At 58.7% G+C, this 25,077-nt stretch carries 22 protein-coding genes; 10 read left to right on the forward strand and 12 right to left on the reverse strand.

Going from position 1 to position 25,077, the window contains the following annotated elements; genetic code table 11:
- Window positions 1-10: 10 nt before the first annotated feature.
- The 5 genes from HB376_RS20365 to HB376_RS20385 form a co-directional block, all read right to left on the reverse strand.
- Entirely contained in the window at window positions 11-1,102 is a 1,092-nt protein-coding gene (locus HB376_RS20365) for an ABC transporter substrate-binding protein (protein ID WP_213765480.1), read from the reverse strand.
- A 195-nt stretch (window positions 1,103-1,297) separates the two neighbouring features.
- On the reverse strand, window positions 1,298-2,332 hold the full coding sequence (locus tag HB376_RS20370; protein WP_213765481.1) for an aldo/keto reductase: 1,035 nt from the start codon (window positions 2,330-2,332) through the stop codon (window positions 1,298-1,300).
- 52 nt (window positions 2,333-2,384) lie between these two features.
- On the reverse strand, window positions 2,385-3,512 hold the full coding sequence (locus HB376_RS20375) for an LLM class flavin-dependent oxidoreductase (RefSeq protein ID WP_213765482.1): 1,128 nt from the start codon (window positions 3,510-3,512) through the stop codon (window positions 2,385-2,387).
- Between the two features lie 56 nt (window positions 3,513-3,568).
- Entirely contained in the window at window positions 3,569-6,097 is a 2,529-nt protein-coding gene (locus tag HB376_RS20380) for a TonB-dependent receptor (RefSeq protein WP_213765483.1), read from the reverse strand.
- A 341-nt stretch (window positions 6,098-6,438) separates the two neighbouring features.
- Window positions 6,439-7,746 (reverse strand): acyl-CoA dehydrogenase family protein, encoded by a 1,308-nt coding sequence (locus HB376_RS20385; protein WP_213765484.1) that lies wholly within the window; start codon window positions 7,744-7,746, stop codon window positions 6,439-6,441.
- 676 nt (window positions 7,747-8,422) lie between these two features.
- Here HB376_RS20385 and HB376_RS20390 point away from each other — a divergent pair.
- The 6 genes from HB376_RS20390 (at window position 8,423) to HB376_RS20415 (ending at window position 12,687) form a co-directional block, all read left to right on the forward strand.
- The gene (locus HB376_RS20390) at window positions 8,423-9,235 is read left to right on the forward strand and encodes a MetQ/NlpA family ABC transporter substrate-binding protein (RefSeq protein WP_213765485.1); all 813 of its coding nucleotides are present in this window, start codon (window positions 8,423-8,425) and stop codon (window positions 9,233-9,235) included.
- Window positions 9,236-9,258: 23 nt separating this feature from the next.
- Window positions 9,259-10,434: an ATP-binding cassette domain-containing protein gene (locus tag HB376_RS20395; RefSeq protein ID WP_213765486.1), complete on the forward strand. Its 1,176-nt coding sequence runs from the start codon at window positions 9,259-9,261 to the stop codon at window positions 10,432-10,434.
- The gene (locus tag HB376_RS20400; RefSeq protein ID WP_213765487.1) at window positions 10,415-11,071 is read left to right on the forward strand and encodes a methionine ABC transporter permease; all 657 of its coding nucleotides are present in this window, start codon (window positions 10,415-10,417) and stop codon (window positions 11,069-11,071) included. The genes HB376_RS20395 and HB376_RS20400 overlap by 20 nt, the downstream gene beginning before the upstream one ends.
- Window positions 11,072-11,209: 138 nt before the next feature.
- Window positions 11,210-11,551 carry a hypothetical protein gene (locus HB376_RS20405; RefSeq protein WP_213765488.1) on the forward strand — a complete coding sequence of 114 codons (342 nt, stop codon included), beginning with the start codon at window positions 11,210-11,212 and terminating at the stop codon, window positions 11,549-11,551.
- A 70-nt stretch (window positions 11,552-11,621) separates the two neighbouring features.
- Window positions 11,622-12,065, forward strand: coding sequence for a VOC family protein (locus tag HB376_RS20410; protein WP_213765489.1), 444 nt, complete (start codon window positions 11,622-11,624; stop codon window positions 12,063-12,065).
- Window positions 12,066-12,105: 40 nt separating this feature from the next.
- Window positions 12,106-12,687 carry a DUF4865 family protein gene (locus HB376_RS20415; RefSeq protein ID WP_213765490.1) on the forward strand — a complete coding sequence of 194 codons (582 nt, stop codon included), beginning with the start codon at window positions 12,106-12,108 and terminating at the stop codon, window positions 12,685-12,687.
- A gap of 9 nt (window positions 12,688-12,696) precedes the next feature.
- Here HB376_RS20415 and HB376_RS20420 read toward each other — a convergent pair whose 3' ends face one another.
- The 7 genes from HB376_RS20420 to HB376_RS20450 all read right to left on the reverse strand — a co-directional run bounded on the left by HB376_RS20420 (window position 12,697) and on the right by HB376_RS20450 (window position 22,304).
- Window positions 12,697-13,689, reverse strand: a complete 993-nt coding sequence (locus tag HB376_RS20420; RefSeq protein ID WP_346730534.1) for an aliphatic sulfonate ABC transporter substrate-binding protein — start codon at window positions 13,687-13,689, stop codon at window positions 12,697-12,699.
- Between the two features lie 186 nt (window positions 13,690-13,875).
- A complete protein-coding gene (locus HB376_RS20425) occupies window positions 13,876-14,823 on the reverse strand; it encodes a D-isomer specific 2-hydroxyacid dehydrogenase family protein (RefSeq protein WP_213765492.1) in 948 nt (315 codons plus the stop codon).
- Between the two features lie 193 nt (window positions 14,824-15,016).
- Complete coding sequence (gene groL, locus HB376_RS20430) at window positions 15,017-16,657, reverse strand: chaperonin GroEL (RefSeq protein ID WP_213765493.1); 1,641 nt, start codon at window positions 16,655-16,657, stop codon at window positions 15,017-15,019.
- A gap of 13 nt (window positions 16,658-16,670) precedes the next feature.
- Complete coding sequence (locus tag HB376_RS20435; protein ID WP_213765494.1) at window positions 16,671-16,964, reverse strand: co-chaperone GroES; 294 nt, start codon at window positions 16,962-16,964, stop codon at window positions 16,671-16,673.
- Between the two features lie 312 nt (window positions 16,965-17,276).
- A complete protein-coding gene (locus HB376_RS20440; protein ID WP_213765495.1) occupies window positions 17,277-18,635 on the reverse strand; it encodes an LLM class flavin-dependent oxidoreductase in 1,359 nt (452 codons plus the stop codon).
- 207 nt (window positions 18,636-18,842) lie between these two features.
- Entirely contained in the window at window positions 18,843-20,486 is a 1,644-nt protein-coding gene (locus HB376_RS20445) for an ABC transporter substrate-binding protein (protein ID WP_213765496.1), read from the reverse strand.
- A gap of 624 nt (window positions 20,487-21,110) precedes the next feature.
- On the reverse strand, window positions 21,111-22,304 hold the full coding sequence (locus HB376_RS20450) for a tyrosine-type recombinase/integrase (RefSeq protein WP_213765497.1): 1,194 nt from the start codon (window positions 22,302-22,304) through the stop codon (window positions 21,111-21,113).
- Window positions 22,305-22,447: 143 nt separating this feature from the next.
- On the opposite strand from HB376_RS20450, the gene HB376_RS20455 reads away from it, so the two are divergent.
- The 4 genes from HB376_RS20455 (at window position 22,448) to HB376_RS20465 (ending at window position 24,811) form a co-directional block, all read left to right on the forward strand.
- Window positions 22,448-23,506 (forward strand): DNA-binding protein, encoded by a 1,059-nt coding sequence (locus HB376_RS20455; protein ID WP_213765498.1) that lies wholly within the window; start codon window positions 22,448-22,450, stop codon window positions 23,504-23,506.
- Window positions 23,507-23,667: 161 nt separating this feature from the next.
- Complete coding sequence (locus HB376_RS41085) at window positions 23,668-24,102, forward strand: hypothetical protein (protein WP_255631462.1); 435 nt, start codon at window positions 23,668-23,670, stop codon at window positions 24,100-24,102.
- A gap of 70 nt (window positions 24,103-24,172) precedes the next feature.
- Window positions 24,173-24,541, forward strand: a complete 369-nt coding sequence (locus HB376_RS41090; protein WP_255631463.1) for a hypothetical protein — start codon at window positions 24,173-24,175, stop codon at window positions 24,539-24,541.
- 51 nt (window positions 24,542-24,592) lie between these two features.
- Window positions 24,593-24,811 (forward strand): hypothetical protein, encoded by a 219-nt coding sequence (locus tag HB376_RS20465; protein ID WP_213765499.1) that lies wholly within the window; start codon window positions 24,593-24,595, stop codon window positions 24,809-24,811.
- Window positions 24,812-25,077: the final 266 nt, after the last annotated feature.

Below are 25,077 nucleotides of genomic sequence, written 5' to 3' on the forward strand. Positions count from 1 at the left end.
ACGCTGGTTATTACGCCGGGACCGCGAGATGTCGTTCCGCCAGCAGCGCGCGAGCCGCCGCGAGCGGCACGGGATCGATCCAGCTTGCTATATCGAAGTCTTGTGCAATAAATTCGTGCTTGAACAGAAACCGCTTGAAGTGATCGAGCGCCGCTATCGCGTTGCGATCGAGGCCAATCTGTAGTTGCGTCGCCAGTTGCGAACCGTAAGCATGTTTCGCCCAATGCTCGGCCGAGCGGGTTTCGCGCGCGACATAAGCGGTTGCATCCTGTGGATGCGCGCTTGCCCATTCGCCCGCCTGAATGGCTCGCGACAGCACGCGTGCAACCAGGTCGGGGCGTTCGCGCAACAACCCGGCATCGACCGTCAACGGCCGCGGTGTGCCGTTATTTGCATGGGCGAGGCGGTCCGGCTGGTCGCTGAGATCGACGATCGCGCGGGCGCCAATCAGATTCGCCGCTTCCAGTCCGCTCGCGCCCTTCACGAAGACCGCGTCGACTTCATCGCGTACCAGCGCAAGCGCTTCGAAGCTGAATTCCTGCCCACGTTCGGTCGCGAGCAATCGCGCTGCGCCGCTATCGAGTACGGCGGGTTCATCGGCGAGACCACGCGGCGCGGTCGGAAGATCGACCAGTTTCACGTCGTCAAGCGTGAGGCCCACAGCGCCGAGCAGTGTGACGAAGCCGCGCAGCGCCGTTGCGCGATGAAAGTCGACCACCTTCGCGCGAGTGTTGCGCGGCAGGCCGAAGCGTAGTCCGCGCAGGTCGGCCGGTCCTTCAATACCGGTTGAAGGCAATGCGACCAGTCCCTGGAATTCGTCTACCCACGAGAGCCCGATCACGCGCGTGTCCGCACCTTGCGCCCGCGCCCAGAGCGCGGGAATGTTGCCGCCCTGGCGAAACGAATGCGCTTGCGAATGCGTGAAGTGCGATTGCCGGATCACCGGGTCGCTGGAATCCTGCAACGCCTGGATGTCGATACCATCGTTGCGAAACTCATCCTGCAGCCAACCTTGCTGGATGGCGATGCCAAACGGTGTGGGAGCGGGGCAACGCGTGTACCAGAGACGTTTGACGGGCGTGTTCTCGGTCGATTGGGTCATGGCGCATCCAGGGAAAGTAGGGTTCGAGCGAAGTGGGCAACGCTTCGCTCCGTGACCTTTGCGAAGCAGTACAGCTTTTGATCTTAGAGAGTCGCGATGACGTCGCATACGAAGCATTCGTCGTAAATATATGAGGCGGATGCTGATATCCGAAGTCATCGGAATACGGTTTCATGTACGGCCTTTCGTGCGGCCTCACGTGTTAAGGGACGTCCTCGGCTGACGGCCAAAGAACGGGTGGCCCGGATCGTTGAAGCCCGGTGTGGACGCATGGCCCGGCGTCACGAGAGAATCCACGAACGCTTCGTCCTCCGCAGTAAAGCGATACTCGAGCGCAGGCAAATAGTCGTCCCATTGCGCTTCAGTGCGCGGCCCGGTAATGGCCGCCGTGATCAGCTTGTTGTTCAGCACCCACGCGAGCGCGAATTGACCCGGTGTGATGCCGCGCTCTTCGGCATGACGCTTGACCTGCTGCGCAAGCGTCAGCGATTCGGGACGCCATTCTGTTTGTTGGAGGCGCTTGTCCTGCCGGCCGGCCCGCGTGCCGGCTTCGGGTGTCTGGTCAGGCTGGTACTTTGCTGTGAGCACGCCACGCGCAAGCGGGCTGTAAGGCACAACGCCAAGTCCATAATAATCAGCCGCTTCAAGCTGCTCGATTTCAACTTGCCGGTTTGCAAGGTTGTAGAGCGGCTGCGAAGCGATGGGCCGGTCGACGCCGAGTGCGTCGGCGGTACGGCTGAATTCGGCAAGCTTCCACGCGCGATGATTCGACAACCCGTAGTGACGGATCTTGCCCGCGCGAATCAGGTCGTCAAGTGCGCGGATCGTTTCCGCGACAGGCGTGTCGTGGTCTTCGCGATGGAGGTACAGCAAGTCGATATAACCGCCGCCGAGACGCTTCAGGCTACGGTCCACGGCCTCGATGATGTACTTGCGTGATGCGCCGCGATCGTTCGGACCATCACCGCGCGGGCTGGCAATCTTCGTGGCCAGCACCCAGCTATAACGGCGGTCCGCGATCAGCCGGCCGACGACCTCCTCAGAGGCGCCGCCCGCGTAGCCGTCGGCGGTATCGATGAAATTGACGCCTTGTTCGAAGGCTTTTTCCGTGATGCGGCGCGCGGTTGGCTCGTCAGTCTGCCCGCCGAACATCATGGTGCCGAGGACCAGCGGTGACACCTTGACGCCGCTACGGCCGAGGTTTCTATAAAAGTTGCGATGCGTTGTCATTGGGTTCTCTCTCTGGTGTAAGTGAATGGAGATGCGTTGAATCAAATTCAGATCAGAGCCGGAGACCGGCTTGCTTGAGCAAGGGCAGAATGCGATCGCCGAAATAGCCGAGTTCGGGGAGAAAGTCGTAGAAACCGAGCTGTACGCCGTCGATCCCCGTCTTCTTCAGCGCGACGAGTTGCTCGACCACTTGCTCGGGCGTCCCGATGATCTCGATGTTGCCGCCAAGTCCAAGTCCCTGTTTGTGCGATGCATCCCCGCGGCCGCGCCATGCATGCGCGTCGCTGTCATAACCGGCGAATGCTCCCTTGATGGCGTTGCGGGATATCGCATTGGCATACTCAATCGTTTCGCGCTCGGTGTCGCGGCTCACGATGACGGGATTGATCACGGTGCGCACGGTGCGGCCCACGCGTGCTGCTTGCGCCTTGATGTTGGCGATATGCGCGGGGAGGGTTTCCAGCGCGCTATCGATATGCGCGCCACCGGGACTCGTAATGAACACGATGTCCGAATATTTCGCAGCGAACGCGATACCCGCTTCGGAGCCGGTCGCGTTCACCAGCACCGGACGTCCGAAGAGCGGTTTCGGTGTGATGTAGCCGTTATGTACTTTCCAGGGCGACTTGCCTTCGAACGAGAAGTTTTCGGTATCGGTCCACAGCCGCTGGACGACATCGAATAGCTCGCTGGCAAGCTCATAACGCGTGTCGTGTTCGATGCGATCCCAGCCGAACATCTCATGCTCGACGGCACGATGCCCGGTGACAATGTTGATACCCCAGCGGCCCTTGGAGATGTGGTCGAGCGTGGCGCCGTACTTGGCCAGATGCAGCGGATGTATCGGGCCATAGAGCACGTGGATGGTCGAGATCAGCAGGATATTTTTTGTGATCGCGGCCATTGCGCCGAGTGCGACGAACGCATCAAGCGAGGCGTCGCCGTCATAGCCGCCTTTTGGCAGCCATTGCGTTCGGCTGAACGCCAGTTCGAAGCCAAGATCGTCTGCCTTGCGCACCACCTCCGCGTTGTAATCGAAAGTCCAGGTGGAGGTGGTCGGGAACGTCGACAACCGGATGTCCTGCAGATTCAGGAAGACCCCCAGCATCAAGGGCTGCTTGAGCGCGTTGGCAAGCGGACTGCCGGGAATGTCAGCTGGAGAAACCGTTTCGTATGTCATCAAAACTCCTTAATCGCCGAGCAGCATGAAGCCGTTTTCACGCGGTCTGGGCGGGATCACCAGACAACATCAAGACGTGCGTAATAGAACCCCCCATTCACGCCATAGGGCGAAAACCAGCTTGGATTCGGCGTGGAAACCGGGAAACCAAAATACTGGATGGCCGCGGCGGGGAGGTTCGGCGGCTTCTTGTTGAACAGGTTGTTCGCGCCAATCGAAAGCCTGGATTTCTTCGTGAGCCAGTAACTTAGATTCAGGTCCGTGATGAAGGCCGCCGGCACATATTCATCACGATTAGCGGCAATCGCATTGAGCCCGACCACGCTGGAATAGCGGGTCTCTTTCACAAAGACGCCGAACTTGCCGTAAGTCCAGTCACCGGACAACGATGTGACGTTCTTCGGATTCGCCACTGTCAGGCGCCCTTGAGCATCACGTCCAATTAGCTGAATACCGTTCGCGCTCAATACGGATGGATTGTTCAGACTCCGTATTTGCTGGTTCTGCTGAGTGCTCATGAAGGTCCACTTCACATCGCCGTATTTGCCTAACGGCGTGAAGTAATCGGCGATCACGTCAACGCCTTGCGTCACGGTGGTGCCTGCATTGGCAAAATACGAAACCGTCTGGTTCGGACTTTGTCCCGCGGCCGTGAGCAGTGCCTGTACGGCGCTACCTTGCAAGGCCGTCGACTGGACAATGCGGTTCTCGATCACGATCTGGTATGCATCGACGGAAACATTCAGCCGCTCGATCGGCTTGAGCACGAAACCTACGCTGAAGCTGGTCGATTTCTCCGGCTTGAGTTGCGTGGCGCCCAGTGCCTGTGCGGCAGGGTTCGACGCGGGGACGAGCTTGCTGATCTGCTGAATCCATGCGCCGGTAAAAACGTCGCGGTTATAGCTGGAACTGATGTTCGTGAAGTAGGAGTCTTGCAACGAAGGTGCGGAAAAGCCGTTACTGACCGTGCCGCGAACTGCTATTGCCGGGGAGAATTCATAACGGGTAGAGAGCTTGCCGCTTGCTACGTTACCGACACCCTGGTCATAGTGTTCGAAACGCCCCGCAAGGTCGACCGTCCACTTGTTCGTCAACGCTTGCGCCAAGTCGATATAAGCAGCGTCATTGGTGCGTCCATAGGACCCCGCTGCGGACGGCGAGAAGCCGCCCATGCCAGCCGAGCCCGGGGAGATTGGCTGGCCTGCAAACGGACCCGTTGCCGGCACGTAGCCGCCCTGTGCGTACGATTGATAGTCGCCAACGGTCTGCTGGAACTCATCGTACCGATGCTCGAAACCGAAGGACACTTGCAACGGCTTGTCGAACAAACCGGTGTTCACCTTGCGGGTCAAGTCGAGGTTGGTCGTCCACTCACTCGCAATCAGGCTACCCAGATAGAAGTTGGTGGCACTCGCGGCTCCAAACGAAGGGCTCAACGCGTTGTTGTCCTCGACCCGTGCATCGTCGCGGCCATACGACGTGCTCAGGTCCCAGTCCCAACCTAGCAGGTTGGTTCCCTTGACCCCCGCGACCACCTGATAGTCGTTGTCCTGCACCGCGAATTGCGGCAGGAAGCCTTCAGGATAAAACGCGAGGTTGTTCTGCGAAGAGCTAGCCGACCGGTACGTTCCGAAACCTTGTGAGAACCGGTGGCTGTATGTTGCATTCGAATAAACCTGAATGGCATCGTTAATCGGCAGATTAAAGTTATAAGAGAAATTTTGCGCCTGCGTATTCGGTTGACCCATTATCTGCCGATAACGGGAATTGGTCGTTTCGCGCGGATCGGGAGACCCGTTAGGCAGCAGAGGGTATATGTTCGTGTTGTTCGGGACGGGCCCCGCCACGTTCGTGTCCTTCTGCGTGATCACCGCGGCGCTTAGATTCAACGAGCCGCCGTGCGGAAGCGCAATACCCTGATTTAGCGAAAAGTCCCCGGTTTTCCCGTTCTGCCCGAGACCGCCTACGTTCGCATTGGCGTTTTGTCCATATGAGGTGCTAAGGCTGCCGCCGCTCGAGTCGGATTTGAGAATGATATTAATCACGCCCGCAATGGCGTCCGACCCGTACTGCGCGGCGGCGCCATCTTTAAGGATTTCGATGTGGTCGATTGCACTCACAGGTATCAGGTCGAGATCGGTTCCCGTTCCGCCGATGCCCGCGATGGTCACCGCCGACGAATGCCGCCGCTTGCCGTTCACAAGCACCAGGACTTCGTTACCGCTCAGTCCGCGCAGACTCGCGGTGTTCACGCCAATGCCCTGCTGGCCCTTGAAACCGGGCACGTTTGCGTAAGTAGGATCGAGCGACGCGAGTGCGTCACGCAGATTCTGTTTGCCGGTCTTGGCCAGCTCCGCGTCGGTCACGACCGTGATGGGCGCTAGACTGTCGGCGACCGTCTTGGTGTCGCCACGCGAGCCAGTGGTGACCACAACGTCCTGAACCTTTGCCACGTCATTGCCGGTTGCCGCTGATTGCGCCCATGCACCGGCGCCATACAAACTTCCGAGGGCCACCGAAATGGCGGCCAGCCGCGGCGTATTGCGCTTCGAGATACGAGCGTTTCGTCTATTGGGCCGAGACATAGTGATCCTTGATGCACGCCTGGGGCTTCGCTCAAGTAATAGCGGGGGCGTGCGATTAAATGGAATTAACAGTGCGTTCTCAATCAAGCCGGAAAATTGGCGCGCAACATCGCCCGTTCCTCTGGCGCTGAGAGGCGGAAACTGAACTGGTGGGAAAGTCATTTACCGAAGTGCATCCGTACGATATCAAACTTACTTTCCATTCCTAACGAACTATTTCTTATTTCGTTGTGTCGTATTGTTTCAGTTTCCGATTCCTTGCGGATAAGCAAGTGCGTCATGATTGTCCGCATCAGTGGCGATTTCCATTACACAGCATGACGCAGCAGCTACGCACGGTGTCAAAACACACGGCCTTCGTCGAAATCGGCCCGCTCGCCGTTCAGGTAGTAATCGCCTATCACCCGGCCCTTCAGAAGCAACGGATTGTGATTGAGGATCGTGCGGATATTTCGCCAGTGGCGGTCGAAGTCATACTTGCGTGAAGTGGCCGATCCACCGCCCGTATCGAAGAGCTTTTCGGCTGCGCGAATGGCTAGCTTGCCGACCACGATCTGCGCCTTCGAGTTCGCGAGCGCACTCGCCATGACGAGCTCATCGAGATTCGGCGCGCCCGTGACAATGCCAGTCGCTGCAGCGTCGAGCGTTCGCGCTACGTCGGCAATGATCACGTTGATCGCATGGGAGGCCGCGGCTATGTCACCAATCACCTGCTGCACAAAATGATCGCCTCGCGCCGTTTCGGAGTGGCTGTGCTTGGCCGAGCGCGCCTGCTTCTGGGCGTACCCGACTGCATCGGTGAAGACATTGCGCACGATGCCGGCAATGCACGCGACCAGATGCAGTTGCGCGCGCGTGGCATTGTGCCGCCGCACGAACGGGTTACCGTCGAGTCGAGAGGTGATCTCGTCGGGGAACACTTCCACGTCATCGAGATCCACGCCGCCGCTTGCGGTGAGTCGCTGGCCCATGCCGTCCCAGTCGTCGAGGATCTGCACACCCTTGCGGTTGGCAGGAACCAGCGCACCGGTCACGCGGCCTTCTTCGTCGAGCGCGGTGAAACTGGTGTAGTCGCAGAAAGCCGCACCCGTTGCGTAGTATTTCTTGCCCGTCAGGATGTATCGGTCACCTTGCTTCACAAGCTTGGTGCGCAGCATGTTCGGCCGCGGCGTATTGATTTCCATATGTGCGCCGCCGAAGAGCTTTCCGGCCAGCACTTCCTTTACGTACTTCCGGCTGACCGGCGCGTCGGGATCGACGGCAATGGACTCAAGGAAGCCGAAATGACTGCGCAACGCGTGCGCCACGTTTGAATCCGCCGCGGCCAGGCTGCAGATGACCTCTACCTGATCAGCAAGGGTGCCGCCGGGGCCGCCTAAGTGTTTTGGCACGCGCAGCCATGTCAGCCCGGTCTGGCGCAGAGTGCGAAAAATTTCGAACGGCAACTCCCGGCCGAGCTCGCGAGCAACCGCGCCTTTGGCGATCTCTTCTGCGATGGAAGGAAGGTCGGCGAGGATCGCCTCACGGCTGCGGCGAGTCGGACCGGTCTGCAGATTGGGCTCTGGGTTGGGCTCTGGGTTGGGCCCTATTTCAGCCTGGTCGAGTGTTGATTTGCCGGCGGACGAGTCTTGCAGAAGCTGGACGGACATTGTCTCGCTTTCCTTGCATTGGGGTTGGGAATGTCTGGAGACACCAGGGAAGCGGGTATGGACAGAGTGCAGTCACTCGCGCGCGTTGCTGGCTGATCTAGCCCGCTCTTTAGCCGCTCTTGGTCTGTCAGTCCGACGCAGTCCGAGACGTGATCCAGCAGGTTAAGCGACGTAAGAGCAGCGTGTGCTTGCTTCAGTGAACCCTTGGCGCTTCGAGCGACAGATTGAAGCATCGCGCTTGTAAGGTCGCAACGAAGCTATTGGAATTTTCTTTACACAGGAATGATCGGGCAATTATCAGTTGCGACTGCATAGTCTTTGCACCTCTGCTTGTTTCGTGGGTGCATCGATGAAGGTGACGTGGCGTCGATGAGCGGCGCTGAACATGCGGTTTCGACGCAGGGTGGGCGCGCTTGAAAGCTTAACGAAAACATTCGTATTTTATCGATCGTACTAGTTAGGTATACAAATTTATTCATGTTGGACACGACAAGGTTGGACGTGTTCGATAGAAACAGGCGGAGACATCCAATGTGCCAACTACCGAACCGCTTACCGGGCTTCAAAAAGCTAGCGCTAAACGGTGATTAGCATTCAATGAACAATTCTTAGACCTTTGTAAACCCCGTCCCTATAATCGCCCCACACTATTTTCAACGTTAAAGAGAGAGTCACTATGGTTCGCCGAGGCTTACGCTTGATCGCTACTGTTGTTGCTACGTTGATGGTTTCCCATGGCGCAGCGTTCGCAGCCGACTCAGCGCCTTTGAAAGTGGGTGTGCGCGGGGGTGTCGACGAACAGATTTGGGAGATCGTGACCCAGGTAGCGAAGAAGAACCACTTGCCAGTGGAGTCCATCGTTATTACGGGAACAGCTAGCCCTAACGAAGCACTTAACAACGGCGATCTGAATGCAAATTCTTTCCAGCACATCCCGTTCTTGCGAGATCAGGTAAAGCAGCGGGGCTACAAGATCGTGCCCGTGGGGAACACGTACATCTCGCCAATTGCGTTTTACTCGAAGAAGTACAAATCACTGGAGACCTTGCCGGAAGGCGCAACGGTCAGTATTCCAAGCGACCCTAGCAATCAGACGCGCGCGCTGGTCATTCTGCGCGATCACAAACTGATTACGCTGCGCGACGGCTTTGATCCGTTCACGGGAACGGCCACGTTGCAGGACGTCACGTCAAACCCCAAGAACCTTAAATTTGTAGAAGCCTCGGATATTGTGCAAGTACGTTCGCTCCCGGACGTCGATGCCGCGGCGATCGTCAATAACTTCGCTTCTGAAGCGGGCCTGTTTGCCACTCGCGACGGTATTGCGGTCGAGAGGAAGGACCACAATCCGTACGTCAACGTCATCGCGGTCCGCGAACAGGACAAGAACGCGCCGTGGGTCAAGAACCTGGTCAAAGCCTATCAGTCGCCGGAAGTGCGGACCTACATTGAGACGCATTTCAACGGCTCAGTCATTCCCGCGTTCTGACGGCATGCCTTTGAGCAGCGCGCATGTCTTTTGAACCCGCCATTTCGTATGTCCCCGGCTTAAGCCAAATTCCTGTTCGAGGTTCATCTATTAACGATGTTCATGACTCTGTTCGCCGCGTGGTTAGCGGCCCGCTGCCGGACGCTAAGACGCTGGACGTTCATATTGCGTTTGAGAATTTGCAGAAACATTACTCAGGACGCAAAGGGACGGTCACGGCGCTCAGGGACGTCTCGTTCAATGTAGAACGCGGCGAAATCTTCGGCATTATTGGCCGTAGCGGGGCAGGTAAGTCGACGCTGCTGCGTGCGATAAACATGCTCGAATCGCCCAGTTCCGGGCGGGTGCGTGTCGATAATATCGATGTGGGTACGCTCGATGAGGATGCACTCGTTGCGCTGCGCCAGCGCATTGGCATGATCTTCCAGCACTTCAACCTGCTTTCCGCGAAGACCGTCAGGGAGAACGTCGGCCTGCCTTTGCGTGTTGCCGGGGTGAAACCGAAAATCGTGCAAGAGCGAGTTGACGCGCTGCTCGAACTCGTAGGGCTGCGTGATAAGGCGGACATTTACCCGGCCAAACTATCGGGCGGCCAAAAGCAGCGAGTGGGCATTGCCCGAGCGCTTGTTCACAATCCCGAGATCCTGCTCTGCGACGAGGCTACTTCAGCACTCGACCCGGAGACCACGCAATCCATTCTCGATCTGCTACGGGACATCAACCGCAAGCTCGGCCTGACCATCGTGCTGATCACGCACGATATGTCGGTCATTCGGGAAATTTGCCATAAGGTGCTGGTCCTGGATGGTGGGCAGGTCGTGGAGCGAGGAGAGGTCTGGGAGGTCTTCGGCAATCCACAAGCGGATGCGACCCGGGCATTGTTGCGACCACTGCTGCACGATCTGCCGCTGGATCTGGCCAACAGGCTTGTGGCGGATCTGCGCGGACAGCCAGGCGAAACCATTCTCAAGGTCCGGTTTCCGGGGAATGGACTTCCCGGTGGCGTCCCGTTCGCAGCCTTGGCTGCGCTGGGTCAAGGCGCGAACTTGTTGCATGGCGGACTGGATCGCCTTCGTGGCCATGCGCAGGGAAACCTGCTGATATCAGTTCCCGTGCAAGGGTGGAATGAAGAACAGGCGCGCAAGACGCTGCCGGCTGCTCACATAGAGGTGTTAGGTTATGTCCACGCCATTACTTGACCGATACATTCACGCGCTCCTTCAGACGCTGCTCATGGTGAGTGTGTCGATGGCGATCGCGATCGTGGCAGGTCTGATCATTGCTGTTGTACTGAATGCAACCGCTGTCGACGGGCTTTATCCAAAGCCGCGTTTGAACAAGACGTTGTCGATCGTCATCAATATGTTTCGGGCCATCCCCTTTATTATTTTACTGGTCGCGCTGTTGCCGGTGACCCGCTTCATTGTAGGGACGACGCTTGGGACGTGGGCAGCCATCGTGCCGCTTAGCGCGAATCTCATACCGTTTTTTGCACGCATCGTGCAGGTCAGTCTGAACAGCGTGGAGCCGGGTTTGATTGAAGCCGCGCGAGCAATGGGATGCCGGCGCTGGCATATCGTGCGGCACGTGTTACTGCCTGAAGCGCTTCCCAGCATTCTGGGCGGGATAACAGTGACTGCCATTGCCATGATCGATACCTCTGCCATGGCGGGAGCCGTGGGCGGGGGTGGCCTGGGCGACATGGCAATTCGATACGGCTACGAACGATACGAGACGCAAGTCATGTTCATGGTGATCGTGATCCTTATCGCACTGGTCTCTATTGTGCAGTTCGCCGGCGAATGGCTTGCACGTCGCACTGACCATAAGCGTTGAGCGAAGGGTTCTGTCGAGTGCAGCATGCGAAGGCTTACATTGAATGAATCAGGGAATAGATAGGTTCATAAGTCGCTTGGAGCGGGTTTGGGGCGCTACTACTATCGTTAGGAACCCGTCTTAGTTAAAGGATCCTCAATGAAGCTCACGCAGGTTACCCTTCTCAACCGCATGCAGATTGGCCGCGATTACAATCCAACGTATTTGGCGCAACATTTCGACGTTACTACCGCGATCTTACGGGACACTCTTTGTGCACTTGCACAAGAGGGGTTCGTAAAAGTGATCAACAAGGTGGATGGAAAAATAGCATTTCGCCGGGTAAAAACTGAACTGCCGGTACAAGGCGACAATCCCGCTGAACCCTCCAGGAGTACCGCGACTTTTCCGGTTACGCGTCGTGTGACGGGCGTTCTCAGCGGCTATGGTGCCTCATTGGCAAGCGTGCGGGATCTCGCGCTATTGACACGAAGAGTTTAGTTTTATAAAAAGGCGTGACGTCGCCGTCGAGTATTTTCCGCAGCAGCGCGCACGTGGACGCCTTACATCAATGAGCCCGAGTACTTTGCAATCATCGTTCACACCGGCCAAACTGGTGCCCGAATTGCTGGTTACGGATATAAACACCAGCTTGCGGTTCTGGCGTGATCTATGCGGCTTCGAGGTTGTTTATGACCGCCTGGATGAGGGCTTCGCCTATCTGGACCACGATGGCGCGCAAATCATGCTGGAGGAGCGAGGGCGTGGGCGTAACTGGATAACGGCTGTGCTGGAGGCACCGTTCGGACGAGGGTTGAACTTCCAGGTCAGCGTAAAGACGCTTGCACCGATTCTCGAAGCGTTGGAGCGTGTCGACTGGCCTCTATTTCTCGCGCCCGAGCAAAAGTGGTATCGCACGGGTGGAATTGAATCGGGCGTGCATCAGTTCCTGGTGCAAGATCCGGACGGCTATCTTGTGCGATTCTCGGCGAGCCTCGGCCAGCGCGGCACGTGATCAAGCGTTCAAGTCCGACACACCAAAAGGAGCGTTAGCCATGATCATCGCGCACTACTCCCATCGCTTGCCGGCCAATTACGATACCGGATTGATCCGCACCCGGGCGAAGGAACGGGGCCCGCTCTGGAACACCATTCCGGAGCTTTACTTCAAGGCTTTTCTACTGCGCGAAAGCGGGCGCTATGGGGCCATCGCGAATAGTTATTCGTCGCTGTATCTGTGGCGCCAGGATGATGCATTCCGTGATTTCCTGGTAAGCGGTCGCTACAAGGTCGTGACCGATGCTTTCGGGCGGGCGGACATTCAAACGCGGTTTGCGCTCGACGCACGCAAGGGTCACGCACACCATGCTCGATTCGTCGTCAGGGAGGACCTGGCTATTCCTCTGGACGCAGACTTGTCGGCCGTGTTCGCAAGCGAAGTCGAGCGGAACCGTGAAGTCGCTGAGCAATCCACAACTGTCGCGACCGCAGTGGGTGTGGACACCCAGAACTGGACATTCACGCGCATCGTGTTGTTGGAGCATGAACCGGCGGCAAGCGAAGCGGGCACGAGCTACGAGGTCCTGCACCTCGCCAAGCCGCTTCTCGATACGCTTCCCTTTGCGAACGCCGCTTAGCACTGCGCTCTATCTTGACGAAGCCCAGCCGAAGCCCGGGCGGGGAACCGATGATGGAATTCGCACGACAGCGTCTGCCACATGAACGGGCCGGGGAATCAAGTGATAGCGTGCGAAGGTGTCCGCCACTTCCTGCTGCGCAGCAATGACTTCGGGCGTAAGCGGCGCACTCACGCCCCACGGGTTCCGTTTCAACGCTATCTGCCAGACAGCCGCTGGGACGCGCGTATCTTTCTCCAGAAACGCTGCCGTTTCATCGATATGCGTTTGGGCGTGATGCTCGGTGGCGTCGACGAGTTCCAGCACGCTGCGAAGGACTGCCGGATACTTTTGGGCGAATGCCTGTGGAGAGACATAGAAGCTGTATTGCGCGGGAAGGTTCGCCGCAGTCGTGATCGCACGCATGCCGGCGTTCGTTTCAACGTCGGCCAGACGCGGGTCCGGCACGACCCAGGCGGCAACGTCGCCGCGTTCAATTGCTGCGCGCGCCTCACTGTATTGCAAGTACGTGATACGGACATCGGCGGGGGTCAATCCTGCGTTCTCCAACGCCTTCAGCAGTAGATATTCGCCCGCGGAACCCTTAGCCACAGCGATCCGTTGTCCCTTCAGATCGGCGAACGTGCGTGCTTCCGACTTGGCCGGCACGACAACGCCGTAGTTGGTTCCATAAGGTGCCGCGTAACCCACATACACGAGATTCGGTGCGCCGCCCGCCTGAGCGAAGACGGGTGGTGTAGCGCCGACGAAACCGAGATCGATATCGCCGGCGGCTAGCGCCTCGATCATCGGCGGCCCGTAAGCGAACTCATGCCATTCCACCTTGACATGCAGCGGCGCCAGTGTCTTCTCCAGCTCGCCGTTCGCTTTCAGAATCACCAGGCTATTACCTTTTTGATAGCCAATGCGAATGACCTCAGGGTAGCTGGGAGCACCGATGGCGAGTCGCGCTACCAAAATAAGCAGGGCGAGCGCGAAGGAAAAACGAAGAACTTGGCGCACGATGTCGGAATGTCCTGGTCCGTGGTTCATGCATCAGCCCGGCTGTTGAGACTGATCGCGATGATGTGTAGTGGAAGTGTGTTTGATCGAAGGTTATGACTGGACCGAATAAGGGCGACTCGGGGTATTTTGTTAAGTTGAGGTTGAAAGATCCAGAGATGATGGCCGCGCAGTCGGGGACAGGTTCTAGTAACCCCGGTGGATATCGACGAGATCTTCAAGCGTTGTACCGTGAGTAAAGGCGCTGAAATTATGGACGAACTTGGCTGCCAATTCAGCCGCATTGTGTGGACCAATCGCCGACGTATGGGGCGACAGGCGGACGCGCAGATGCGTATAGAACGGATGCCCAGCCGGTAGCGGCTCCGGCTCGGTAACGTCAAGCGAAGCTGAACCAACGCGACCATCGGCAAGCGCCTCGAGTAACGCTTCGTTGTCGATTAATGAGCCGCGTGCAACATTGATCACGTGTAGTCGCGGCTTTGCCTGAGCAAGCAACTCGCGGTTAACAATATGTCGGGTTGTCGCGGTGGCCGGCGCCGCGAGTACGAGATGGTCCGCTTCCCGCACCAGTTCGGCGATACCGGCAACGAGCGTGACACCGAGCAGGTCCGGCGCGGTAGAACCTTGCCGCCGCACAGCAATGACGTGGGCACCGAGTGCGAGCGCTTTCTGCGCAAGAGCCTGACCAATAGAGCCGAAGCCGAATATGCCAACCGTGCTGCCTTGCACCGTTGCGAGCGGTGTCAGGGCCCATTGCTGCGCGTCGTGAATCCAGATGTCGGGCAGGCGCTTCGCGTGGGCAAAGATTGCGGCTAACGCGAATTCAGCAATCGCAGTGGAGGAGGTGCCCCGCGCAGTGGTAACGGGTAGTCCATCGAAGAACCAACGCGGATAGAAGTCGATCCCTGAAGAACCGAGCTGCACCCAGCGTAGCCCGAGGGGCCATCCGGAAGGCGCATGTTGCGGTGCCAGCGCACCTCGTATGATGATCGGGGTAGCGATCAAGATCGACGTTTGCTCAGGCAGATCGGCCGGCACGCCGCGCGGTATGCCTATTACCCGTACATCAGGCAGCAGCGCGCGCACTGCATCATTGAATGGCTCGGCGAGCTGGCTGGCTACGGTGACCATGGATTTTTAGAACGGAAAGTGACGGGCCGACCAAGCATGCAGAGAGAGAAGATTAGTCAGTAGTGGGTGAATAGAAGAATAAGAAAGCGTAGAGCTGGCAAGCCGCGGTATCGTGATCCCGGAGTACACGTCGGCGCGTCTAAAACTGGACGCGCCGACGTGCTTATGTATCACGGTGACTACAGGTGAAGGCTCAGAAATCGAAGCCCGGTCCGCCAGCGCCCGGTCCACCTCCAGGTGCGGCCGGAGCCGCATTCTTCGGCGCTTCGGTGATTGTTGCATCGGTCGTGAGCAGCAGGCCCGCAATCGATGCCGCGTTCTGCAGCGCAGTGCGCGTAACCTTGGTCGGATCGAGCACGCCCGATTCAACCAGATCACCGTATTCGCCGGTCTGTGCGTTATAGCCAAAGTTGCCTGTGCCCTCGGCGACTCGCGCGACGACCACGCTGGCTTCTTCGCCCGCATTCGTGACGATCTGGCGCAGCGGTTCTTCCAATGCGCGCAGCACGATTTTGACGCCCGCGTCCTGGTCTGCGTTAGCGCCTTTCAGGCCGCTGATCGCTTGCTTGACGCGAATCAACGCAACGCCGCCGCCCGGCACAATGCCTTCTTCGACTGCCGCGCGCGTCGCGTGCAATGCATCGTCAACGCGGTCCTTCTTCTCCTTGACCTCGATCTCGGTCGCACCGCCCACCTTGATCACCGCCACGCCGCCCGCGAGTTTCGCTACGCGCTCCTGTAGCTTTTCGCGGTCGTAGTCGGAGCTCGCCTCTTCGATCTGGACGCGGATCTGCTTGACGCGTGCCTGGATATTCTTCGTGTCCCCGGCACCGTCGATAACGATGGTATTTTCCTTGCCCACTTCAATGCGCTTGGCCTGCCCCAACTCCGCCAACGTCGCCTTTTCCAGCGTAAGACCGGTTTCTTCAGCGATCACCTGGCCGCCGGTCAGGATCGCAATGTCTTCGAGCAGTGCCTTGCGACGGTCGCCAAAGCCCGGCGCTTTAACCGCCACCGTCTTCAAAATGCCGCGGATGTTGTTCACGACCAGCGTCGCGAGCGCTTCGCCCTCGACGTCTTCCGCGATGATCAGCAGCGGTCGTCCCGCCTTCGCCACCAGTTCCAGCACCGGCAGCAGATCGCGAATATTCGATACCTTCTTGTCGTGCAGCAGCACAAACGGATCATCCAGGACGGCGACCTGCTTGTCCTGATCGTTGATGAAATAGGGCGACAGGTAACCGCGATCGAACTGCAGCCCTTCAACCACATCGAGTTCGTCGTCGAGCGACTTGCCGTCCTCGACCGTAATCACGCCTTCCTTGCCCACACGGTCGATCGCTTCGGCGATCCGCTGACCGATCGATTCCTCGCCATTCGCCGAGATGGTCGCGACTTGCGCGATTTCCTTGCTGGTCGTGGTGGGCTTGCTGATCTTTTTTAGTTCTTCAACAGCGGCGATGACTGCCTTGTCGATGCCGCGCTTCAAGTCCAGCGGATTGAGACCCGCAGCCACGTATTTCAGCCCTTCTCTTACGATCGCTTGTGCCAGCACGGTGGCCGTGGTGGTGCCGTCGCCAGCGTCGTCGCTGGTACGCGACGCGACTTCCTTCACCAGTTGCGCACCGATGTTTTGCAGCTTGTCGGCCAGCTCGATTTCCTTCGCGACCGATACGCCGTCCTTCGTCACGATCGGGGAGCCGAAGCTGCGCTCCAGCACGACGTTGCGGCCTTTGGGCCCAAGCGTTACTTTCACTGCATTGGCGAGGATGTTGACGCCTTCAACCAGCTTCGAACGCGCGGTGTCGCTAAAGACAATTTCTTTGGCTGCCATTTCTGAAGCTCCGTTATTGTTGGGTGACTACGGCGACAATATCTTCTTCGCGCAGTACGAGCAGTTCGTTGCCGTCGACCTTGACTTGCTGGCCCGAGTACTTGCCGAAGAGCACGCGTTCGCCGACCTTCAGGTCGGGTGCAATGCGCTTGCCATCGCTATCACGCTTGCCGGGGCCGACGGCAATGACTTCGCCCTGGTCCGGTTTTTCAGCAGCGCTTTCGGGAATCACAATGCCCGAAGCGGTTTTTGTTTCCTGGTCGAGACGCTTGATAATTACGCGGTCGTGTAGCGGACGTAGGCTCATGGTTGAATTCCATTATGGTGAATGACTAGCACTCCTCGAAGATGGGTGCTAACAGGAATCGAGTATAAGAATGCGCGGTGGCTCGATCCAATAACGAATACGTGAAACGTTATCGGCGTTTGGCATTTGGCGTGCGACGAATCATGGGCTTGTGAGCATCGCTCAAACAGGGGCGTTCGGAGCGCGTCTAGGAAGCTCCGTCCACGCACGCCGTTGCGGATATGCTCAGTAGTACTGGTCGGGTTTCCGATCGACACCCGGTGGTGATTGCTCTTCCATCGCATCCACCGGCAGGCGTCCTTCGAAGACGGGTCAACTCGCCGCGCGTTTCCGACCAGCCTGAGCGTAGCGATTCTCCGGACGTGAAAGGCCCAGGTTCTCGCGCAGCGTCGTGCCTTCATACTCGGTGCGAAACAGTCCGCGCCGCTGTAATTCCGGCACCACCAGCTCGGCGAACTCGGTCGGGCCGCCTGGCAACCATGGCGACATGATATTGAAACCGTCCGCACCTTCTTCCTCGAACCATTGCTGCAATTGATCGGCAATACTCTCCGGCGTGCCCACGACCTGTTGGTGTCCGCGAGCTCCCGCTATGCGCAAATACAGGTCGCGAATGCTCAGGTTCTCGCGGCGCGCTAGATCGAACAGCAATTGCTGCCGGCTCTTGCCGCCATTCGTTTCCGGCAGGTCGGGCAACGACCCGTCGATGGGATACTTCGACAAATCCACGCCACCAGTCATTTTCGACAGCAACGCGAGGCCAACATCGGGATGAATAAGGTCCTGTAGCGCGTCGAACTTGGCGTGCGCCTCGTCGTGGGTCCTGCCGATGACCGGGAAGATACCCGGCATGATCTTCAGATCGTCAGGTTGCCGGCCGTATTTGGCGAGACGTCCCTTTACGTCCTGATAGAACGCCTTGGCTTCGTCGAGAGTCTGGTGCGCAACGAAGATCACCTCCGCGGTTTGCGCGGCAAGCTCGCGGCCGGCATCCGATGCCCCGGCTTGCACGACGACTGGCCAACCCTGCGGCGAGCGGGCGACGTTGAGCGGGCCGCGCACTTTGAAATGCTTGCCGCGATGGTCCAGCGTATGGAGCTTGTCGGCATCGAAATAGACGCCGCTGTCACGGTCGCGGATGAAAGCGTCGTCCTCCCAACTGTCCCAGAGGCCCGCGACGACGTCGTAGAACTCGCGTGCGCGCTCATAGCGAACTGCGTGCGCCGGGTGTTGCTCGAAACCGAAGTTCAGCGCTTCCGTTTCGCTGCTTGATGTGACCAGATTCCACCCCGAGCGGCCGCCGCTCAAGTGGTCGAGAGAGGCGAACTTGCGGGCGACGTTGAACGGTTCATTGAACGTGGTGGAAACGGTCGCAATCAAGCCGATGTTTTTCGTGACCACCGACAAGGCGGCCAGCAGGGTCAGCGGTTCGAAGTGGTCGGCGCGGGCCGTGCGCGAGAGCGAGGTGAGATTCGTGTCGCGGATGCCTACGCTGTCCGCGAAAAATACCGCATCGAATTTCGCACGCTCGGCGATCTGGGCGAGGTGAGCGTAGTGCGAGAAATCGAGCCCGCCGGTCAGATGGGTATCAGGATGACGCCAGGCAGCAATATGGTGCCCGGTCTCCATCAGGAAAGCACCTAGCTTGATTTGCCGCTTGGCCTTGCTCATTGTTTGCTCCACGTCGTTGGGTCGTGCGGATGAGTGGATGCATATTCTTGGGCGTTGGCACGTTTTCAACAATCAACGATTTTTGCTTTGCATATTCTGCGCAACAGCTAATGGATGGCGTTAAAAGCTCGATAGACGGGCCATACACGCCGAGCCATGTAGGGAGGCGGCGCCGAGTCGTTGACCAAGACCCGGCAAGTCCCATCGTCACGCTACAAACACATCCGCAAGGTTGCCGCTCAGGCCGTCGGCGGTGAGCGTATGGTTGTGTACGCGTTTGTTGTAGATAGTCACCTGCTTCAGCGTCACGAGGTCGATGATCGGCAAATCACGTCCTACGATCTGTTGAAACTGCCTGAAGTAATCCACTCTTTTATGCGGATCGTTTTCTACCGCCGCGGTCTCCAGCAACCGATCGACCTCCGGGCTTTGATAGTGTGTTGCGTTCGAAAACGGCACGCCTGCCTTGAAGTTGTGCGACCAGTAGAGACGTTGCACGCCGACCGTCGGATCGAAGGTGTTGCCCAAAAAATTCGCGTCGAGATCAAAGTCACGATCGGTATAAATACGCTTCACATAACTGCCGAAATCCTGTGAGCGTACGGTTGCCTCAATGCCCGCGCGTCGCAATGTTTGCCGTAGATACTCGGCCAAGCGGGCGAAGGTCGGATCATAGGGGTTGTAGTCAAGATTCAGCTTGAAGCGGAAACCGTTGGACTGACGTGGGAAACCCGCTTGGTCCAGTAACTGTTGGGCGCTCGCAAGGTCGTACGGCAACGCTTTCGCGGCCGGATCATAGAACTGGGTGAGCAGCGGGCTGATCGGTGACGGCGAGATGATCCCGTAGCCGTACCAGACTGAGCGCAGGATTGCTTGCCGATCAATAGTATGGGCGATCGCTTGCCTCACTTTCGGATTGGCAAGGTAACGATTGTCGAGGTTGAACTGCAGTTGCGTCAGCGCCGCGTCATAGCTGTAGCCACGGGTTTCGAGAGCCAGGTGCGGCAACGCCTGTAGCCGAGCAATGTCGGTCAACGGGACCGGATTCTCCCCGGCGAGATCCAGTTCACCCGTTTCCAGCGCAACAGCGCGTGCGGCTGGATCGCTCATGAAGCGCACCACCAACTCGTCGATGTATGGCTTTGGCGCATCCCAGTAGTCAGGATTACGGGCGAAGACGGCGTGACTGCCGCGCGCCCAGCTTTTGAAAATGAATGGTCCGGTCCCTATGGGATTGATATTATGAGGATTGCTTAGCGGGTCACTGCCGTCGTACAGATGAGCGGGCAAGATGGGCGACTCGGACGCAGCCAGCGCGTAGATGAGGTAGGGCGCCGGTTTTGATAATCGCAATACGGCCGTGTGAGCATCGGGCGTTGCAACTTCGATCACGTTTGCGAAGGTCGAGCGTCCTCTTGAATGGTACTGCTTGAGCAATCCTATTGACGTGGCCACATCCTTCGATGTGAACGGCTTGCTGTCGTGCCACCGTACATTTGGACGAAGCTTGAAGACGTATTCGCGGCCATCCGTGCTGATGGTCCATTGCGTCGCCAGTTGCGCTTGCGGACGAACATCGAAATCGTAGCTCAACAACCCCTCGGTTACCTTCGGACTGATTTTCTGCTCGGCGCCGGCGGTGGTTGCGAAGTTGATCAGCGCATTCGGCTCGGGATTGACCAGCAATGTGATCCGACCACCCCGTCTCGGTGCAACCTCCGGCGCGGCCGACCAGCCGGCCGCGCTAGCTGCCAGCGATGTCAGCGGCGTCAATGCAACACCGGCTGCGGCACTCGCCAGACTGAGCAGGGTAGTGCGGCGGCTGAACTGAAAGGGTTTGCGCTGAATCATCGTTCGTTCTCGAGATAAGTGATAGCGTTGTTGGGGTTTATTAGCGGCGACGGCAGAGGTTCTTTCGAGAAATCCTTTTCCGATTTCAGATCTGGCAACGCAAGTTCGACGCCTCGGCCCATGCTTTTTCAGCCGATGAGGTCTGGACCGGTTCCGGCTGAAAAACGCAATTGGTCAGGGGCGTTGCCCGTCAAACAGTGTTTATTGATGCGCGAACGCTGCATCCTGATGCTACTGCGCCATATGTGACGCCACGCGAGAGCATCGTGCCTCAGGGCCGTGTACACGCAGTCCCAGGGTCCGAGTTAGCGTACGGGCTCAAGCCGCCGGTCTCAACGAAGTAATGAAGGAATCTTTATCATCGACCGCAGATCGGTCGGCCGGTTCGAGCGGTGCACGCTTGCCACCCATCTTTGCAGCAGGGCACATATGCAAAGCTGAAATCGATAGAGCGATGCCGCGAGCCGGCGACTACATTATTGTGCTGCTCAGGTACCGGCCAACGGAATGCATGAGTGACCGCTGCACCTTGAAATCTGCCGTTGAAATGGCATCTGGTGCGGCGTCCGGAATGGGTCGACTTCTGCCAATCGCCGGTAGTCGGCGACCGGCCCCTATAAATCTCTACCAGTTGAGTCTCAGCCCGGCTTCTGTTGCGCGATGTCGATCATCGTCGTCCGCATGCAAGTACTGACTCGTGGTTGAGATCGATACATGCCCCAGGTTGTCCCGGACGTATCGCAGATCGACTTGGCCATCCATCATGCGAGAGCCTGTCGTGTGCCGTAGCCAATGGGCAGATGCCTGCCGCAATCGTTCTGATGCGCGCTCGTGCGCTTCGCCGGTCAATTGCAAGTGCACAATAGCATTGTCGAACACCTGTTTAATGATCAAGTGCACGGCGCCGCGTGTCATGGCCTGGTGTATGCCACCGATAGGCAAGAGCAACGGGGTTGGTTCGCCACTGTAGGGCAAGGTCGCAAGACCATAGTGACGGCGATAGCGTGCCAGTTCGGCCATCAGTTCTGTCGTCGCCGGCAGCAAGCGTTCCTTGTCGCCCTTGCCGGTAATCGTCAGCCACCATCGGTCTTGGCCCTCGCGATCGCGCCGTCTAAAAAAGCCGCCCATCGGATTGCTCACGACTTCCGAGATGCGCAGCCCCATCAGATATAGCAGCGAGATCAGCCAACGCACCCGCGCGTAGTGTTCCTGCTCGCGGGCGGTGACACGGGGCATCGCGTCGATCGAGGTTTTGACGGCCTGCCACAGGTCGTCCTCGAGGAAGCGCGTCACGCGGGGCTTGGCCTTGCGTGCGCGTTGACGAGACAATGACAGGGGATTGCCGGCCAGGTAGCCCGCGTTGACCAGCCAGGCGAAGAGCGTATTCAGAATCACAATTGCCTGACGCTCGCTCGCGGGGGAGAGCGGTCCCGCGAACGGCCGCCAGTGCGGATCCGCGCGAGCCACTTTGCGACCGGTCATGACCCAACGCTGCGCGGGTTGCGGGTCGGCCAGAAAGCGCCGGTAGACGAGTAGGTCTTCGTGCGTGAGCGAGGAGAGGGGTTTCTTCAATTCGGTGGTCGACCACAGCAGTAGGCGTTCGGACTCCTTGCGATAGGTGTCGAAGGTCGCCTTTGTGTCGACGAATCGCGCGAGCCACGCCCGGATGGCGTCGACGTCGTTTTGGGCAGCAATTTGAGGCCGGGTGCCGAGCGCGCGGTTCGTGCCGAGGCTACCGTCGAGTTCTGGTGGGAGATACAAGTTCTCGATCGGCACGAGGGCGGCGTTGGATACGCGGAGGAGCTCAGGAAGCGGCATAGCAACGAAGACGTAGTCAATTCACACAATGCGTTATTTTACTCGACATTATAGTCATAATGTCTAATTTATGGTTTTGATATCGAGATAATTAACATTATACGTTATATTATCAACGTCTTGATTTCCCGGAAAAGCTCGCCATGGATGATTCAGCCCCCCTCGAGGCGCAACTGCACGCGGAAATCGAGCAGTTGCGGACGCAGTTCCCGCGCACGCAGGAGCTGTATCGCGAGGTCTGCGTGCTGCTGTTTTTTAGGCACGGCGTCACGCCCACCGCGAACCGGCTGTATCAACTGGTGAAGAAAGGCAGCATGAGCGCGCCGGCCGAGGCGCTAACGCGCTTTTGGGCCACCTTGCGTGAAAAGAGCCGGGTGCGCATCGAGCACCCGGACTTGCCGGCAGAGCTGCAATTCGCAACCGGCGAGCTGGCCGCGGTGCTCTGGACGCGGGCGGTCGATATGGCGCAAGAACAACTGGCCGCCGCGCAGCTCGAGGTGCAACGCTTGGCCGCGGACGCGCAAGCTCGGCAGGCTCAGGCGGAGGCCGAACGTGACCAGGTCCGTCAGGAACTGACGGGCAGTGCGGCCGCGCTGGACGGCGCGCAGATCCACATAACAGAACTGGACCAGGCGCTGGCGATCGCCGTCGCCACGGCGTCGACGCTGCAGGAGCAGGTACGACTGGCGCAACAGGGCGAGCAGCAGTTGCAGCGGGCGCTCGAAACCGCGCGGCATGATTTCGCTTCTGAACTGGACAAGCTGCGTGCCGACGGCACGCTGGCGCAGGAGCGCCTCAAAGCCGCCGAGACCCGGGCGCTGCTGGAAATCGATCGCGAGCGGCAAGCGGCCGCACGCTTGCAGAAGGAGCTGGACGCGGCCAACCGGAAAGCGGAGCAGGGCAGTACCCGGCAACGGGATGAGGTGCAGAAACTGCAGGCTCAAGTCGGCGACCTGCGTCAGCAGGTCGGTGTTCTGGAGGGTAATCTGGATGCGCTGCGCACCGCCAACGCGCGTTATGTCGATGAAGCGGCGCAGGCACGTGATCAACGAGACCAACTCGCGTTGTCGCTGACGCAGGCCGCTGCCAAGCAGAAGGTGCCGACGGCAAAGCGGGCAGCGAAGCCCACCGCTAAGCCGACACCAGGCCCGCGCAAGAGCAGTAGCCCGGTGGGCAAATCGCCGCGAACACGACAATCTTGATTGCCTCGGGTCGGTATTCGACGTTGGGGTCCGATTCGCAATTCCTATTCGACGCGTATGGCGAATCAACCCGAAAAATGCAAACACGGCCGGTTCAACAGCGCCGTCAAATGGGCTAATCTGACGGATCTGAGCGACCCACTTTTCTGAGTCTCGCCACCATGCAGCTCGACATCTTCGCCGATAGCCGTGACGTCATGCTCCGCAACGATGTGCTGGAAGCCCTGCAACGCCGCCATGCGTCCAGCGCCCGACAGGCATGGCAAAGAATGGCAGATGAATATCCTGAGGACGACACCCTCATCGCGCTCACCATGTTGGTCGGTGAGCTCGAGCGCGACGCGACTGCATATTTCACGGATCCTCGAACCCTTGACGAGACGCGCCGGGCTTTGATCGACGAGGTCAGCCCTGCTGCATTGCGCTTGTTTGGCGAGTCTGATGGACGCGCGTGGCTAATTCCTTGCTGGCGCGCACTAGCTCAGCGGGCAACGCCGTTGGCTTTTCGCGCGGATGACAGTGACAATCACGCGGCGCCCCCTATGGCTGCGCGCCGGCGACTGGGCGGCAGCTACCGAAGCCATCGAGCAGATTGAGTCCTGGCGGCGCATTCCAACCCCATTGATGTGGATGGCACGCGCGCGCTATTGCTCAGATGGACTGGGAGTGGCTTGGCCGTTGCTGACGGAACTGGCCTGGCTGTCTCCCGGGCGCTTCGCGTCTCTTGTTGCTGAGCTCCGTGATCCCACGCTGGACGCGCTACTCAGGAAATTCGACGCGCAGTTCGAGGGTGCAGGCCAGACCGCTGATCTGGCGTGGTTCCCCGCATGGGTACTCGTCGAAAAGGGAGCCTTGGCGTCGCGGATTCGCGAAGCACAACCGTCGCGCCACACCTCTCCAGAACGGGCAACGCGTCTGCTGCTGCAGATCCTTGACCTCGAGCGACGGGGTAGCCAGCATGACTTGGTCGAGCGGCGGAAGGCGCTGCGTGATCTGCATGCCGGGCTGTACGCCGCCTATCTGAAAACGCGCTGACCGTGGTTGCCGAACTACCCCTACCGAAACGCGTCAGAAGGCGTGAATGACTTGTCGCAGCGTTTCAGAGTGCAAGAGATCGCACGCGTCACGCGCAAGGTCGATCAGGCGATTGCCGCCCACTGCCAAGGACGCATGACAGCACTCCTGTCCCTGGACTGTCTCGGCGAAGGCTTGTCTGCGTTCGAGCGCGACACACTTCGCACCCGCGACGCACAAAACCGCCCCACACCTGAACTTGTCTCACGACAAGATGATTTGGTTTACTAATTGTTATTAGCAGACCAACGTGCAATGACTAAATAGAGGATAACAACGATTGAGCCCCGGTTTTGGCGTAATCATTTGCTTTAACACTGCGCGAGCAAGAGGAGAGCGTCATCGTCAATCAGGTCCAGCAACTGGAATTGCCGCCGCCGCGCATCTATACACGTACCGACTTCGCGGCGCTGCGCGCGTTCGTGCAACGCATCGGGCCCGCCCTCATTGCGCGTCGGTACTACGGAACCACGCCACGCGCCTCACGCTGCGAGCCC

Origin of the sequence: Caballeronia sp. dw_19 (assembly GCF_018449515.1) — a bacterium.
Taxonomy (GTDB): domain Bacteria; phylum Pseudomonadota; class Gammaproteobacteria; order Burkholderiales; family Burkholderiaceae; genus Caballeronia.